This is a genomic window from Mesorhizobium sp. YR577 (assembly GCF_900116595.1).
In the GTDB taxonomy this organism is placed as follows: Bacteria; Pseudomonadota; Alphaproteobacteria; order Rhizobiales; family Rhizobiaceae; genus Mesorhizobium_M.
Genome location: NZ_FPBI01000012.1, coordinates 131,055 through 147,070, shown reverse-complemented (window position 1 = coordinate 147,070; position 16,016 = coordinate 131,055). Strand labels below are relative to the sequence as shown.

Sequence of the window (16,016 nt, the reverse complement as noted above, 5' to 3'; positions counted from 1 at the left end):
CCCCGCCCGAGCAATAGAAGCTGCGTTACCGGTCAGTTGAAGTTTGGTGATGCGTTCTGGGGTTTTCCCTGGGAGCCCGTATCTGCCACCGGCGCCTTCTGGACGTCACCGACCCGGCGAACCGCACCGGCTTCGACGAGACCGCCAAGCGCCTTCTGCATGAGATCCACTGCATTGGCGAAAGCATCCACCGGCATGATGACCCGCTGGCGAAACACCGGCTTGGGATTGTTCTTGTCGTCGCGCTCAGTGGCGGACAGGGACATCAGGTCGATCCTGACGATCGTGCCGGTGACGGTGATTTCACCAATGCCGTCGGCGTAGAGTTCGTTGCTCATTGTCATCTCCATGGGTTTCAGGTTCGAGTTCGGTCATGCAGCATGTGCGTGCTGCCACGGTGGAAACGGATCGTTGAGGTCGCGCGCAAGTCGAGGATCAAAGCCGGCTTCTTCGCCGACCAGGCATTCGTCGAGCGCCGCGCAGATCGCTTGTTCATCGAGACCTGCGCCGATGAAGACCAACTCCTGCCGGCGATCGCCCCAGACCTCGCTCCAATGGCGATCGAGCAGCTCGCGGAATTGCGGATAGCGCGGCCAGTGCGCCTTCGGCACAGTCACCCACCACAGACCTTTCGCCTCGGTGCGGCGCTGCGTGCCGGCGATCGAAAGCAGGCCGATCCAGTCGGGACGGGTGGCCAGCCAGAAATGCCCCTTCGCGCGGATGAGGCCGGCCCATTCGCGCTCGAGGAAATCGTTCAGTTTCGAGGGATCGAAGGGACGGCGGGCGCGATAGACGAAACTGGCGATGCCATATTCTTCCGTTTCCGGCACATGATCGCCCCAGCCATAGAGTTCCTTGTGCCAGAGCGGATGTCTCGCCGCCTTCGCCTCACTGAAAAGGCCGGTGTCAAGGATCGCGCCGAGCGGCAGGTGGCCGAAATCGGTCTCGATGACGCGCGCATCCGGGTTGAGGGCGGCAACGATCCGGCGCACGGTGGCGCGGGCCTCAGCCATCACTTCCGAGATCTTGTTGATCACCACGACGTCGGCAAACTCGATCTGCTCGACGAGAAGATCGACCAGCGTGCGCTTGTCGTCCTTGTCGCGGGTCTCGCCGCGATCGCTCAGAAAATCCGAGCTCGAATAGTCGGACAGGAGATTTGCCGCATCGACGACTGACACCATCGTGTCGAGCCGTGCGACATCGGCAAGGGCTGCGCCCGTTTCGTCCTTGAAAGAGAATGTCGCCGCGATCGGCAGGGGCTCGGCGATGCCGGTGCCTTCGATCAACAGGTAGTCGAAGCGCCCTTCGGCTGCCAGCCGGCGCACTTCGCCCAGCAGATCATCCCGCAGCGTGCAGCAGATGCAGCCATTGGTGAGTTCAACGAGCGTTTCATTGGTGCGCGAAAGATCGGCGCCGCCATCGCGAACGAGATCGGCATCGATGTTGATCTCGCTCATGTCGTTGACGATGACCGCGACGCGGCGGCCTTCGCGGTTACGCAGGATATGGTTCAGGATCGTCGTCTTGCCGGCGCCCAGAAACCCTGCCAGCACCGTCACCGGCAGGCGATTGTCGCGTATTTTCTGGGCCCCCATGCTCACCTCTACGCCGCAAGCTGCGGTCTGAACGCCACATCCACATGGTAGTTTGTGCTGTTGAAGGAACTCGTCGGGAACAGCCCGCTCGACCCGTATGCGTAGACGCCGTTGCCACCGCTGAGGGTCGATGACAGGGCATGCAGGTTGTTGTTGGCGATGTCGGAGGTGAAGAAGTTGCCCGTCGCCGAATAGGAGCCGTTGGTGCTGTAGGAGACGACGTAGGTGGTGTTCGCCTGGATCTGGACCTGCTGGGACAGGTCGACTGACTGCCAGCCGCTCGCGGTCTCGTTGGTGAAGGTGGCGCTTGCCAGGAGTGTCCCGCCTGCCGTCCAGAGATAGCCGGTATGCGGACCGGTATTGCTGGGACCTTTGTAGAACTTGAAACCGGTGATCCAGCCGGCGACGTCGGCCTGGAACTTCATGCCGAGATTGACCGAATTGTTGTCGTTGACGGTGACCGTCGCCGGCGTGCTGCTTGGAGAGAACACGCTCTGTTCGGCGCCCTGCCCTATGACATTGAGCGAGACCTGGGCCGAGCTCGTGCCGCCATGGCCGTCGGAAATGGCATAGGAGAAGCTTGCCGGTCCAGTGTAGCCGGTCGTCGGCGTGAACGTGACCATGTTCGACTGGCTGTCGAAAGCAACGGTGCCGTTGACCGGGCTGCTGACGCCGGTGATCGTCAGCGGGTCGCCGTCAGGATCGTTGTCATTGGCAAGCAGGGCGGACGCCTGGATTGCATAGGGCGTGTTGAAGCTCGCCGAATAACCCGAGTCATTGTTGGCGACGGGAGCCATGTTCTGCGTCGCCTGCTGATAGACGACATCCACCCAGTAGTTCGTCGCATTGTAGCTCGCATTCGGGAACAGGCTGCTGGAGCCGTAGCGATAAACGCCATTGCCGCCGCTCGACGCGCTCGACGGTGCTGTGAGCGGGCCATTGGTGTGCGCGGTGGTGAAGTAGTTGTCGCTCGCCGAGTAGAAGCCGTTGGAGTGATAGCTCGCGACATAGGTGGTGCCGGCCGACACCGTGACCGGTTGCGAGAAGTTGACTGTCTGCCAGCCGCTTGCCGTCTCATTCGTGAAGGTGGCGGTGGCAAGCAGCGTGCCCGTGCTGGTCCACAGGGAGCCGGTGTGCGTTCCGGTATCCTGCGCGCTCTTGTAATAACGCAGGCCGGTAATGGTGCCGCCGGCGGACGCGATGAACTTGACGCCGAGTTCCACCGAGTTCGGATCATTGACCGCCGGGTTGGCCGGCGTGTCTGAAGGCGAGAACAGGTTCTTGCTCGTATCGAGCGGACGCACCGTCAGGTTGACCGTTGCCGATGCGGTTCCGCCGCGGCCATCCGATATACCGTAGGAGAAGCTTGCCGGCCCGCTGTAGCCTGCGGTCGGCGTGAAGGTGATGGCGCCGGTCTGGCTGTTGAACGAAACAGTGCCGTTCGTGGCATTGTTGGCGCCCGTTATCGTCAGCGCATCGCCGTCCGGGTCCGTGTCGTTTGCAAGCAGCGAGGCGGACGTGATGGCAAGCGGCGTGTCATAAGTGACGACGAAGCCATTGTCGTTGTTGGCGACCGGCGCGGTATTGACCGTCGACTGGTTGAAGACGACGTCGACCCAATAGTTCGTCGCCTGATAGCTGGATGTCGGCGCAACGCCGCCCGCGCTGTAGGTGTACACGCCATTGCCGCCGCTCGTCGTCGACGACGGTGCAGTCAGCGGTCCATTGGTAATGGCGGTGGTGAAGTAGTTCGACGTCGCCACGTAGCTTCCGGTCGTATGATAGGACGCGGTATAGGTCGTACCGGCGGTGAGCTGGATCGGGCTTGAGAACTTGGCCGTCTGCCAACCGCTCAGGGACTCGTTGGTGAAGGTCACAGTGCCGAGAAGCGCACCCGTGGCGCTCCATATCGAGCCGGTGTGCGTGCCGGTGTCGCCGGCCGCCTTGTAGTAGCGAATGCCGGTTATGGTGCCGCTGGCCGATGCGACGAACTTCATGCCGAGTTCGAGCCCGACACCTTCGTTTGACGCGCCACCCGTCGGGCCGTCGCTTGGCTGGAACAGCGAAACGCCCGCCGGCCCGTCTTCGACGGTCAGGCTGACGCCACCCTGGTCCGTTCCGCCTCGCCCGTCGGAAAGCGTATAGCTGAAGGTCGCCGGACCGGAATAGCCGGCATTTGGCGTGAAGATCACATTGCCGGTCTGGGTATCCAGCGTCACCGTTCCGTTGACGGCGTTGCCGACTGCGGTGATCGTCAGCGCATCGCCATTGGGATCGGTATCGTTGGCGACCAGCGCCGCGATGGAAATCGTCAGCGTGCCGTTCTTGGTGACCGTAAAGCCACTGTCATCGGTTGCCACGGGCGGTGAGTTTGGCCCTGCGTCAAAGACCACATCTACCCAGTAGTTGCTGCCGTTGAAGGTGTTGCCGGGGAAAGTGCCGGTGCTCTCGCTGTAGGCGAAGACACCACCCCCAGCCTGAACCTTGATCGCGCCATTCGAGTAGGCGGAATTGAAATACCCATCGGTGATCGAATAGTAGCCGCCGGTATGATAGGAGGCGACATAGGTCGTTCCTGCCGCGATCTGTATCGGGCTCGAGAAGGTTACGGTCTGCCAGCCGGACAGCGATTCTCCGGTGGAAACACCGGTCGCCAGAAGCGTGCCGTCGGCTTTCCACAAGCTGACGAGATGTTCGCCGACATTGTAGAAGCCCTTGTAGAAACGGATGCCTGTCACGAAGCCGCCGGTGGTGGTCTCGAATTTGACGCCGAGTTCGATGCCGACGCGGTCCATCGCCGTTTCCACCGCCGGCTTGGCGGCCATGGACCACAGGCTTGACGTTGACGGCAGAGTGACCGTCACCTGTTTTCCGGTGCCGGGTGTTTCGAGATTCAAACTGTCGTCGACGGCGCGCGACATGATGTTGTATGTGCCGCTGGCCTGGACGACCCAGCTGAAACTCCAGTTTTCGCGGCCCGTGGCCTTGAACCAGCGCAGGCCGCCATCCAGCGAAACCTCGATGCCGGCGATAACGCCGCCGCCGAGATCCTGCGCGGTGCCGGTGATGGTGACGCGCTGCCCTTCGACGAAGCTTGCGCCGAGGGTCGGAGACGTGATCGTCGAGATCGGCTTGGTGTGATCGGTGGATTGTGTCGCCAGGATCAGGCTTGCGTCCAGCGTTGTCGGCTGGATGCCCATATCCGCGAACATGTTGACCATGGCCTGCTGGACGTTGCGATCCGTGGCCGTTTCCGGGCCTTCGTGGTTGTCGCTGAGGCCCCAAGACCAGAACACCGTGCCCGCGCCGAACACCAGCGCGCCGCTTTCGGCGCGATACATGGTTAGGCTGTGCGTCGCATCTGCCGCACCAACGCTGGTGCCGTAGTCGCGCAGATAGGTGTTCACCGAAACGGTGGAGAGCGACATGTTGATCAGGCCAGCCGGCCTGAAGCCGTTGTCCACGTCCGAATCCCACTCGTAACCGAGAAGGTTCGGCGAGAGCTCAAGCGTCTGTCCAGGCTGAAGATTGGCGACGTCAGTGTTTCGCCAGAAGCGGAGATTGCCGTAATCGGACGGAATGGTGATCGTGTCCAGACGATAACCGTCGACCGAGAACATCGTGCCGGTGAGCGAGTTTTCGGGCTCCTGCCCGGGATCGGCATAGCGCGGATCGCGCCACGTCCCGGTACCTACATCGCTCGGATCGCTGCTGGTGCCCCACGTTTCCTTGTAACAGACCATGGTGCGGTAAGGCGTGCCGTTACCGTCGATGCTGGTTTCCCAGCGAACCTTCCAATAGACTTCATTGCCGCTCCAGAAGGCAAGATTGACGCCGGCATCGCGGGCGGCCTCGACATTGGCGCGCTGTTCGGCCGACCAGTATTCATCGTGCCCGACCGAAAGAAACGCCTGGTGGTTCAGCAGCTGACTGCCGTTGCGGGTCGCGTCTACGCCTGAAATGTAGGAGACATCGTAGCCGTTCTGCTCGAGCCAGCTGACGGCCGAGCTTTCCACGCCGAAGATGAAATCGTGCGTGCCGCCGACCGGGCTGGTGTTGGTGATGATGGGGCGATTGTAGCTGACCGCGGAGGCACGGCCGATGGCGTTGATGCCGCAACTGCAATTGGGCGGCATATAGCCGATCATATCGGCCGGATCGACCGGCACCTCGCCGAAATACAGGCTGGCGCCACCCCAGGCGTTATAGGCCTGCCAGGTCGTGTCGGACGTCTGGAAGACGATATCGCTGGCCGAGGCGTCGTCGCGCACGACGAAAGGAATGATGCTCTCACCGGGAGTGCCATCCAGCCGCACGAGCTTTGCAAAATAGATGCCTGAGGTCGCGTCTGCCGGAATTCCCCAGCTTGCCGATACCGACCAGTTGCCGCAGTCGATAAGCCCGAGCGACATGTCGACGATCGGATGCGGCTGGACCTGCGCGGTCGTCAGCGATTGGTCGATCGAGGCGACCTTGCGCGCACCGTCGCCGCCGTAATAGCCCATGCGATAGATGTCGATGCGATAATGAGTGGAATCGGTGGCGATCTTGAAGTCCACCGTCTGCCCGATATTGGTGCTGATTTCGGTGGCAAAACCCTGGATGTTGCCATCGCCGTCCCCGGTGATGCCCCATTCGCTTTGCGGGTTGCCTTGCTTCGCGTTTTCGATGGCAATCTTGTTGGGTGTCGCAGCCAAGGCTGCTGCCGCAGGTGCCGCTGCGGCGGGATCTCCGGCAGCGGCCGCCGCAACGAACGCACTGAAACTCTCCACATTGGGAGTGCCGGCGGCGGGATCTGAATTGGCCGCTGCCGCTGGCGTGACAAGGCTCGAGGTCGAAGGTCCAGCCGGCGTTTCGGCGCCAACCGACGAGGGTCCCACAGGAGGCGTGACGCCGCCGTCCATGTCCGTATCGGTAGCCGCCGGCGCTATGCCGGAGACGTCGACAGCAGGCAGGAGCGCGCCTGTTGCGGCAGGCAGTATGCTTGTCGCCGGTGCGGTGGACGTGGCGGGACTGGTGATGCCCCCGGCCGTGCCCGAGGAAATGACGTCCACGATCGACGTAACCGGCGCGGTCGGCGACAAGACATCGACGACTCCTGACGACGCATCGCTCGACACCCGCGAAACGGCGCTCGATGAGCCGGCGGACAGGGCAGATGTTGTGCCTACGGTCCAGGATGGGAATGGGGCAAATGCGGCAGACGCTCCAGAAGATCCTGTCTGCGGGACGGTAACGGACCTCTCCAGTGAAAAGCCGATACTCTTCAGCTCGGCGTCACTGTGAGCCGAAAACATGCGCGCAGACGCCGCAACGCCGGACAAGGCGGATGAATGACCCTCGTCGTCAAGCATGGCCGTCAGCACTTTTCCGCCACCGCCATGGGGCGCGTCCGGAAGCGAACAGGCTACACGCTTTCTGCCGTCGGACTCTTCGGCCTCGGCCGTGATGCCCGTCGATGGCCCTGCGTTTGCATTTGCAGAAATGTCCTCGCTCGCCGCGGTATAGACCCTGGTCGAACCGCCGGAAGCGCTCAAATAATCATGATTCCTGAAATGGATTCTGAGCATGTGCATCGCCCCGGTTGCCGCCTGACCCGAACATCTGGATCAGATATTCAAGAACGTTGATCCTGCCAGCTTTTGCGGATCAGTGAACGGCATCAATCGGTGTGCACCACCCTTCTAAAGTGGATACATAGCCCGTAATTACTATCCACCGATGTGATTATCACGGTAGGAGCAGGTGCCCTTCCGACGGTGACATATCGCGACGGCGGTGAATTTCGATGGAGATGGAGCCGGATGGCTATCGCCCGCGCAGATTGACGATGACCACGCCGCCGAGCGCCAAAATGCCGCCCACAATGCCCAGAAACGTCGGCACCTCGCCGAGCCAGAGGAAGCCGATCAAGGTGGCCACCGGCGGCACGCAATAGAGGAAATTTGAGGCCCTCGAAGCCGGCAGGCGCGACAGGGCTACGGCCCAGCTCCCATAGGCGATCAGGCTGGGCACGATTCCGAGATAGATGACTGCAACCAGGCCCTGATGATCGGCAACCGCCATCTGTGCGATCCCGTTCGACAGCCCCGGCAGCAGGCAGACGGCGCCGATGATCATGTTCCAGGCTGACACCGTCAGCGGCTTGTGACGAGCAAAGAGCGGCTTCTGCACGACCGTATTGAGCGAGGTGCACAATGCCGAACCGAGGATCAGCAAGGCGCCGTTGTCGAAATGAAGGCCCTGCCCTTCGCCCAGGGCAATGATTCCGATGCCGGCAAATGACAGGAAGGTGCCGAGCCATGCCAAGCCCGTAAAACGCTCACCAAGCATTGCCATGGCAAAGACGGCGGTCAGGATCGGGCTGACATTGATGATGAAGCTTGCAGCACCCGCCGAGACCGTCAGCTCGCCAAAGTTCAGGAGAACGGTGTAGAGCGCGACGAAGACCACGCCGCCAAAGGCAAAGCGCCACATCTCGCCGAGCCTCGGCAAGGCAGGTCTTGTCACCGCCAGGAAAATCGCGGCTGGAACGGCGGCAATGGCAAAGCGCAACGCGCCAAGTTCCAGCGGTCCGAATGCGGCAAGCCCGGCCCGGATTGCCGGGAAAGCGGAGGCCCAGGCCAGGATCGTAACGACGACCGCAGCGGCGGTAACTGTGTTTGCCGAGCGATAAAGCGATGCTGCGGTTGCGTTCATGGCGGCCTCCTCTGGATCGTCGACAAGAAGCGCCGCCGCGAGCTGATTGACAAACGAATAAATCGAGGTTCTGCTGTGAGCATGGATCACAGCTCGGAACCTATCCTGCCGCTGGAGACACTGCGCGCCTTCGAGGCCTCGGCCCGTCTTGGCAGCTTTTCCTCAGCGGCTGAAAAGCTGAACCTGACGCATGGCGCAATCAGCCGTCAGGTCGCAAAGCTGGAAGCGTGGCTCGGCCTTAAAGTCTTTGATCGCGGCGCACGCGGCGTATCGCTTACGCTCGAAGGCCAGCGTCTGTTTTTGCGGACCACCGAAGCCTTCGCCTTGATTGCCAATACCACCGAGCGATGGAGCGAGCCGCGCGGAACGGCGGTCGTACGCCTGACGTCCATCCCCTCCATCTGCGGCCTTTGGCTGATGCCGCGGCTCTCGGCGCTGGAGAACGGCCCAACAAAGCTGCGCATCGTGCTCGACATCGACATACGCCAGGCCGATCTCGACGATGAAGGAATCGACGTCTCCATTCGTTGCGGGCGCGGACGCATTCCCGGGCGAATATCCGTCCAGCTTTTCGAAGAGAGGTGCTTTCCGATCGCCTCGCCGGCATTGGCTGAGGAAATCGGTGCCGGCGCACCGGAGCGATTGCTGCGCTATCCACTAATTCACGATTCCGATGCCTCGGCATGGCGTGCCTGGTTCGGCGAGCACGGCATGGACTACCGGCCCCGCCCGCAGGATCGCCGTTTCGAAGACTACAATCTAGTGCTGGACGCGGCGGCGCACAATCTGGGCATTGCCCTCGCGCGGCCGCCTCTGACACAGGACCAGCTGCAATCAGGCCGCATCGTGGCGGTGGACAAGCGCCGGGTGCTCAATCCGGTTTCCTACTGGATGGATCGGCCGATGGGTCGGCCGCGGCCGGCAGCGGCAGAGCTGATCCGTCGAATCGGCGCGAAAGCCGGGCTCGATGCAAAGGTGATTGAGAATTTTCTTGCCGCCGATCACTGAAACGCCGCGCAACCCGGAGGTTACGCGGCGCTTTGCTTCTTGGATGTCTTCGGCGTCGTGCCTTTGCATTTTACGCCGAAGATAGTGTTACCCTCTGTCGGCCTTCTTACGCGGCGTTCATCTCGCCTGGGAACAGGTCGTTGATCTTGTAGGCGACCTCGGTCCTGTTCGTGGCCTTCAGCTTCTTCATGATGTTGCGGATGTGAACCTTCACCGTGCTTTCGCGGAGATTGAGTTCATAGGCGATGATCTTGTTCGCCTTGCCCCGCCGCAGCGCCTGGGCGACTTCAGCCTGGCGCGAGGTGAACAGCCCAGCCATCGGCCGAGCGGCCTCGCCACCGGAGGCGATGGTCTGGCGCATTGCCAGAACACTGCTTGCAGGCACGAAGATGCCGCCGGCAAGCGCCAATCCGATAGCCTCGACACAGACGTCGATGCCGACTGACGATGGAATGTAGCCGCGAGCGCCATATTCGAGCGCCTTGAGTATTTGCGTCAGATCATCCGTGTCGGCCAGCACGACAACCGGCGTGGTCCGAAATTCTGACGTCAGTTTTTTGATTTCGTCGGCAACGAGGGCATCGGTGATTTTGCATCCGCCAACATTCAGCAATATAGCCGACAGCGGCGGGTGAAGATCTTTCTCGGCTTTCCAGTCTTCGATAGTCCCGAACGCCAATACTTCCATCCCGATCTTGTGGGACGTAAGGCTTTGCGCAAAGCACTCACGGTCGAGTGCTCGATTATCCAGGACAACCAGAGAGCGATTTGCGCTTCTCGTTCCGTGAAAGTTGACCACGCTTTCGACAGGCCCCTGTCCTCCGAGCATGGATGTCTGAAGCAATTCGATTGGCACGTTATGTTCAGAAGCATGGCTTCCGTTGGTTCCACTCGTGGTACTCATAAGTTTACGCTCCGTTTGACAACTGTATTTGCCCAGATGACCGTTTATGCGACGGTCATCCTCCCAATAGTACTGTTGCACGTGGTAACGTCACTTTGCGGTGCTGTTTCGCACCTTCAAACGTCACAAGAAAGGATGTGATTGATACCCAGCCCGTTTCACCCCACCGCAAGCAGTGCTACAACCAAAGGTACATCACGACGGGAGAAAGGCGCTAATTTAAGTTAGCAAAAAATGAATATTTTTGGTTAAATTTCCGTTGGTGTAAATCTTGTGATGATGATCGCATATATTAAACATATCTATCTACACATATAAATACCGTTAGTAACAATTTATTGATGCTGCACAGCATTCGATGAACAAACTTTAGGTAATATTCTATATTAACAAAATAAAATTATAAAAGCATAAATCGTTTGAGTGATGAGCGGGTATTTACTGGTAGGTAAAGCTACAGGACTATATTCTTTCAAGTAAAAGATAAGACGGATTAAAGCCCGCGAACTTCTTCGTCGCTGGTAGGTTTATGAAATCGACCGTTCTGTGCCGAAAGGAAAGAAGGTCGAGTTCGCGCAAATCCTTGAGTATCCGATTGATATGAATCGCCGTCATTCCGAGCGCATCGGCTAGATCATATTGTGTAAGAGGGCATTCGTAATGGCTTGCCAGGCGCTGGCCGTCGCCCAGCCTGGTTCCGATTTCAAGCAGCAGGTGGGCTGCACGCGCAGCACCGCGCCTTCGTCCAACATTGGTAAGATGCTCGACAAGGATGGCTCTCTGGCGGGCGGCGACCGACAGGAAAGTTCCGGCCAGCCTGGGCGAGTGCTCTACCGCCGCGGTAAGCGCTTTTGCCGGAACTTCGAATACAATCAACTTGGTAATCGACGTGAGGGAGATGTAGCTCGGGCTCTGATAGGCCCGCAGGCCGATGATGTCGCCGCTGAAGGGAAAGTCGATGATCTGTCGCTCGCCGTCCGGAAGGTCGGTGTGGACGCAGCTCCAGCCGGAGTGAATGATGAACGCCCTGCCCTCATCGTCGCCTTGCCGCATGATCGTTTCATGCGGCGCGTAACGGCGCAAGGTTGCTCCCAGGCCTGTGAGGAACGCCCTGTCTGCGTCGCTGAGCGGAATGCGAAATGGAGGCGTATCCTGGATCTTCGGATTGCTCTCCGGAGCAAGCGTCATTCTTACATCGCCTCCTGTCGCCCTCGACCGATTCTCACTAATAGATACACTAGGTTCACAATCCCTTCAGTACAACTTTCGGGTATACATCCAGCTAAAAACTAATAACTCGTTTCTACATCCCGCTTTCTAATGCCGGCCACGGTCTATTTGAAACGATATATTAGTCATTTCAAAAAGCGGTCGACCGACTTGAAATGCGTTCGGCGCGACTCAAAAGGCCCCGATCGATAACTTCGAGCTTAGCCAAATTCCTGCACGATGTCGCCGCAAGAGCCCGCGGCAGGTGACGTCCCCGGGAAGCTTGATGGCGGCCATGCCATACAAAGCAGTTGGCCACCGCTTGCGCAGTGGCCAACAAAACAAGAGACCGAAAATGATTGGTGAGACCTGCGAAAAGCCTACAGGCCAGTGCCTCTGAGAACCACGACCGCCGTCATCATCAGGATCCAGATATCGGTGCCGAACGACATCTTCGTCGCATAGCGGGTGTCATGCGTGGCGCGCTCGGCGAACGTGCACCCATTCCGCTCGCTTATCTGCCAAAGCCCTGTCATTCCCGGACGCATGCTGAAATAGGCGGTGCCGGGATAGAGCGGGCGCTGTTCGGGGAACATCGGGCGAGGGCCGACGAGGCTCATGTCGCCGATAAGCACGTTCCACAACTGCGGCAGCTCATCAGCGGAATACTTGCGCAGGTAGTAACCTAGCCTGGTAATGCGCGGATCGTATTTCAGCTTCTGTGTCCCATCCCACTCCCGGCGCGCAGCGGGATTGTCCTGCAGGTATTCTTCCAGGCGCAACGCGGCATCGGGAACCATCGACCGCAGCTTCCAAAGCGTGAAGATCTTGCCGTCTCTTCCCAGGCGCTTCTGGCCGTAGAAGGCCTTGCCGCCATCCCGATGGATGAGAAACGCCAGGACGCCGACGATGGTAAGGGCGAGAGGAGCGATAAGCAGTATGACCCCGATGTCGAGGATACGCTTCACGCCGAGATAGAACGCGCCTGATCGAATCTCCGACCTTGAAGGGGCGGCATCGACTGGCAGATCGCCAAGATGCGATCTGGGATAACTTTCAAGCATACAGAATCTCCCCGCCACGAACAAAGATAAAATCTTCTTCGCCAGCTGTCATAAGATCAAAAGGAAGCGTATCTGACCGTTGCTTGGATGATTTCTTCCGACTTGTTCTTTTTATAAAAAGAAGAGAATCGCACAGCTACGCTTTTGCCAAAAGTTAATCGCCTGTTCACTGTGATATCAATAAATCCTCTTTAAACAATTCGGGCTAGACAACCCGGATGCCTTCCGCTTCGTCCGAATTGACGAGTCAGATACCCCAGGCGGCTCGACATTTGGCTGTGTCGCGGTGGCAATGAATCGAGCCCTATCGACGCTGATCCTGCGGTCGAATGAGTGCGGCAGACGGGGGAGGTAGGACGGATGAGCGGCCAGCAGCCGCCACGATAGGGCAGACGCGAGCTGCGCCGGGAATGGCTGGAAATCAATTCATGAGAAGCCGGGCAGGCTCAGGAGTTTTCGCGATTCCACGACCCGACCATCAAGGCGGTGTTGTCATGGAAAGCCAGCCCCAGCATGCGTCTGGCCCGGTAAAGGCGCACCCGCGTCAGGCAGGCCAGGGCAAGGCATTTGTCGCGAAGGCCGGAGACGCGATCGGAGCGCAGAATGCGTATGATCTCGCCACCGGGAGAGGCGGCAATGATGCCGCTGGTCGCCACCCATTTTACAAGGCTCATTCCGCCGTGTTTGATCTGCCGGAATTCGTGCGCGATATGCCGGTCCCAGCGACGCGTGAGCTCTGCAAAGGATTTGCAGGATGCGGTCCGCACCATTGCGTCGGCCACGTAGGCGATCTTGTAGCCTTTCGCCGTAGCCTTCTGGCCCCATTCGGTGTCTTCCATGGAGGATATGCCGCCAAAGGGGCCGACCGCACGAAAGACCTCCGCGCGAACGGCCATGTTGCCGGTCGCGGCAAAACCGTGCTGTTCGACATAACGCTTGGCACGATAGCTGTAGACGCTCTCATAGGCTTCGATCGCGGTCATGCGCTCCGGATCCGCGAGCAGGATCCGGATGTCGCCGCCGACGAAGTCGACGCGAGGGTTCTGATCCATGAATTCCACGATCGAGCGGATCCAGCCCGGCTCGGCTATGCAGTCTGCATCGATGAATGCCAGCAGCTCTGCCTGAGCGACCGACGCGCCGCGATTGCGCGCAGGCCCAGGTCCCGGAATAGCCTCGCTCTCGAGGCGGACACCGGGAACTGCGGCGCAAACCGCTACGGGAAGCTCGGCCGATCCATTGTCGACGACGATGATTTCAAACGGGATGCCATCGACACGCTGCGCCGCGAGCGCACGCAGGCAACGCCGCAGATCCCCCGGTTCGTTCAGATGGGGGATGACGACGCTTACTCGTGGCGACAATCGCATCAGCGTTTCCTGTAGCGAAGCATTTCCGCTTTTTCGCGAAATGCCGATCAGTTGGCCGGAACCTGACCGGGACCGAGCCTAGCGCCAACCTGTAACACCTATTCGCGTTTAAAATAATTCACCAATTTCCCAAAGGATATCAACCTTTTGGATAGCATCGACAAACCGATACGCGTGTGCGTACATAGAGGAATGTCAATATACAACCTCTCCGAACTGGAAAATGACTGTTCACGATCGACCGCTCCACTTTGCGTGATTGGAGCCGGCATCGCCGGTCTTCTTTTTGCAAGAAGAGTAGCCAAGAAAGGCCAGCGGGTTATTGTCGTTGAAAGCGGATACGCTTCCTATGACCCGGCCATCCACGCGCTCAACGAGATCGAGGATCCGGCCGAACGATATTCCAGGGCGTTGACCGGACGATACCGGGGGCTCGGCGGGACTTCAAGCCGCTGGGGCGGCCGCATGATCCCGATAGGGAAGCATGAGACCGAGGCGCGGCCCTATCTGCAGCAGCAGCGCTGGCCAATTGCAGTAGACCCTCTCGAATCCTATCACGATGAAATCGAGAAGATATTCAAGGTTGGCGACGGTCCATTCCGCGGAAACGTCATCTCCGATGAGATAACCTCAAAGTATTTCCCGGTAGAAGATAAATCACTTCTCAATAGATGGGCGAAAGTACCAAGCTTCAAGAACTGCAATGTCTTCACACTTTTGAAGGATGAACTGAAAGAGCTGGAGAATATAGAGATCTGGCTCGGCGCCACGGTATGCGAGTTCAAGCTTGATCGCGCCGCGGGAAGACTGAGCGGGATTGTCGCCCGCAACTTTAGCGGTAAGCAGCTGGAGGTGTCCGCCGACCGATTCGTGATCGCTGCCGGCACAATTGAGACGACCAGATTACTGCTTTTGATGAATGCGGCATCCGATGACAACGCCTTTCGTTCGTGCCGGGTGCTCGGCCGATACTTCCAGGATCATCTGAAATCGGAAGTCGCGACGATAAATCGGCGGAACCCATCACTCACCAATCGCATTTTCGGCTATCGATTCCTCAATGCGACGCGGCGTGACCTGCATCTTGAACTCACCGAAACTGCGCAACGCGGCGACGCAGTGGCAAGCGCATTCGCCTATGTCGCGATGGACCTTGCCGAAAGCCCCCTTGGCTATATCAAGAAGCTGGCGCATGGCATTCAGAAACGCCAGGTCGATCCGAACGATCTGTGGCAGGCGTCAAAGAACATGGGTCTGGTGGCCCGCTCGGCCTACTGGCGCTATCTGCGCAAGCAGCTCTTCGTTCCGGCAAGCATCGACCTGCATCTGATGGTCTGCGCAGAACAACTGCCGCAATGGAGCAATCATATCCGATTAGCCGACAAACGCGACAGGTTCGGCGTGCCGAAGGCGCAACTCGAATGGGCTCCGACCCAGACCGATGAGCGGACTTTCCGGTCAGCGATTTCCCACATCGCCGGTTATTGGGAACGCTCCGGCATGGATCGCGTCTGCCCGCTAGAGTGGTCGCCTGCAAGCAGCGATCCGGCACTTCCGATCATCGACAATGCGGAGGCCTGCGCGCATCCCTCCGGTTCGACCAGGATGGGTACGGACCCGGCCGAGTCCGTCGTCGGCCCCGACCTGCGTTGCCATGCCGTACCGAACGTCTCTGTGGTCAGCGCTTCCGTCTTCCCGACGGCAGGCAGCGCCAACCCGACCTTCACGATCATGAAGCTGGCCCTGTGGCTGGCGGACTCGCATCTTCAGGGCGCGCCACGGCGCGAGCATGCCTTTGTGCCCTCAGAGATTACGGGTAGCGTCGTTAGCTCGCATGAGGTACCGGCTCCCGTTGCGCGCGACCAGTTCGGCGCGGCCTGAGCAGCCATTGCTCCGTCAGATCGTTTCCGGTTGAGCCCGGCAGGTTTCCGCATCATCCCCACCCACAAGCCCGATCTTCACGCTCAAGTGACCGAGCAGATGCGCGCCGGTTCGCGCCTGATTGCACGGGTTATGCCGGAATCATCGACCGTTCCAACAGGGCGCCTGCATGTTCCAGCTTGTGATGCCGCAACGTCGCCTCACAGGCAGAGCTGCGCAACGCCAGATTGCCGAGAGGTCCCTGTCACTTAAGACGTAAGGGGATACGGGCCACCACCCATAG

General features: G+C 59.5%; 10 protein-coding genes. 2 read left to right on the top strand and 8 right to left on the bottom strand.

Annotated features, from left to right (window positions below):
• Nucleotides 1-32: 32 nt before the first annotated feature.
• The 4 genes from BM413_RS18770 to BM413_RS18755 form a co-directional block, all read right to left on the bottom strand.
• Nucleotides 33-338: a hypothetical protein gene (locus BM413_RS18770; RefSeq protein WP_091915805.1), complete on the bottom strand. Its 306-nt coding sequence runs from the start codon at nt 336-338 to the stop codon at nt 33-35.
• A gap of 33 nt (nt 339-371) precedes the next feature.
• Nucleotides 372-1,598 carry a GTP-binding protein gene (locus tag BM413_RS18765; protein WP_091915803.1) on the bottom strand — a complete coding sequence of 409 codons (1,227 nt, stop codon included), beginning with the start codon at nt 1,596-1,598 and terminating at the stop codon, nt 372-374.
• Nucleotides 1,599-1,606: 8 nt separating this feature from the next.
• Nucleotides 1,607-6,895, bottom strand: a complete 5,289-nt coding sequence (locus tag BM413_RS18760) for a DUF4082 domain-containing protein (protein WP_175544357.1) — start codon at nt 6,893-6,895, stop codon at nt 1,607-1,609.
• Nucleotides 6,896-7,406: 511 nt separating this feature from the next.
• Entirely contained in the window at nt 7,407-8,297 is an 891-nt protein-coding gene (locus BM413_RS18755; RefSeq protein WP_091915967.1) for a DMT family transporter, read from the bottom strand.
• A gap of 81 nt (nt 8,298-8,378) precedes the next feature.
• On the opposite strand from BM413_RS18755, the gene BM413_RS18750 reads away from it, so the two are divergent.
• On the top strand, nt 8,379-9,305 hold the full coding sequence (locus BM413_RS18750; RefSeq protein ID WP_091915801.1) for a LysR substrate-binding domain-containing protein: 927 nt from the start codon (nt 8,379-8,381) through the stop codon (nt 9,303-9,305).
• A gap of 106 nt (nt 9,306-9,411) precedes the next feature.
• Here the strand turns inward: BM413_RS18750 and BM413_RS18745 are convergent, their stop codons facing one another.
• The 4 genes from BM413_RS18745 to BM413_RS18730 all read right to left on the bottom strand — a co-directional run bounded on the left by BM413_RS18745 (nt 9,412) and on the right by BM413_RS18730 (nt 13,852).
• Nucleotides 9,412-10,134 (bottom strand): response regulator transcription factor, encoded by a 723-nt coding sequence (locus BM413_RS18745; protein ID WP_091915965.1) that lies wholly within the window; start codon nt 10,132-10,134, stop codon nt 9,412-9,414.
• Between the two features lie 537 nt (nt 10,135-10,671).
• Entirely contained in the window at nt 10,672-11,397 is a 726-nt protein-coding gene (locus tag BM413_RS18740; RefSeq protein WP_091915799.1) for a Crp/Fnr family transcriptional regulator, read from the bottom strand.
• Between the two features lie 401 nt (nt 11,398-11,798).
• Nucleotides 11,799-12,482 (bottom strand): sugar transferase, encoded by a 684-nt coding sequence (locus tag BM413_RS18735; protein ID WP_091915797.1) that lies wholly within the window; start codon nt 12,480-12,482, stop codon nt 11,799-11,801.
• 446 nt (nt 12,483-12,928) lie between these two features.
• Nucleotides 12,929-13,852 (bottom strand): glycosyltransferase family 2 protein, encoded by a 924-nt coding sequence (locus BM413_RS18730; RefSeq protein WP_091915795.1) that lies wholly within the window; start codon nt 13,850-13,852, stop codon nt 12,929-12,931.
• 147 nt (nt 13,853-13,999) lie between these two features.
• On the opposite strand from BM413_RS18730, the gene BM413_RS18725 reads away from it, so the two are divergent.
• Nucleotides 14,000-15,733 carry a GMC oxidoreductase gene (locus BM413_RS18725; RefSeq protein WP_139238607.1) on the top strand — a complete coding sequence of 578 codons (1,734 nt, stop codon included), beginning with the start codon at nt 14,000-14,002 and terminating at the stop codon, nt 15,731-15,733.
• Nucleotides 15,734-16,016: the final 283 nt, after the last annotated feature.

Bases quoted from the DNA above. Each gene is read 5' to 3' on its own strand.
- BM413_RS18765 (WP_091915803.1), bottom strand. From the start codon at position 1,598: ATGGGGGCCCAGAAAATACGCGACAATCGCCTGCCGGTGACGGTGCTG.
- BM413_RS18745 (WP_091915965.1), bottom strand. From the start codon at position 10,134: ATGCTCGGAGGACAGGGGCCTGTCGAAAGCGTGGTCAACTTTCACGGA.
- BM413_RS18760 (WP_175544357.1), bottom strand. From the start codon at position 6,895: ATGTTTTCGGCTCACAGTGACGCCGAGCTGAAGAGTATCGGCTTTTCA.
- BM413_RS18770 (WP_091915805.1), bottom strand. From the start codon at position 338: ATGAGCAACGAACTCTACGCCGACGGCATTGGTGAAATCACCGTCACC.
- BM413_RS18730 (WP_091915795.1), bottom strand. From the start codon at position 13,852: ATGCGATTGTCGCCACGAGTAAGCGTCGTCATCCCCCATCTGAACGAA.
- BM413_RS18740 (WP_091915799.1), bottom strand. From the start codon at position 11,397: ATGACGCTTGCTCCGGAGAGCAATCCGAAGATCCAGGATACGCCTCCA.
- BM413_RS18735 (WP_091915797.1), bottom strand. From the start codon at position 12,482: ATGCTTGAAAGTTATCCCAGATCGCATCTTGGCGATCTGCCAGTCGAT.
- BM413_RS18755 (WP_091915967.1), bottom strand. From the start codon at position 8,297: ATGAACGCAACCGCAGCATCGCTTTATCGCTCGGCAAACACAGTTACC.
- BM413_RS18750 (WP_091915801.1), top strand. From the start codon at position 8,379: ATGGATCACAGCTCGGAACCTATCCTGCCGCTGGAGACACTGCGCGCC.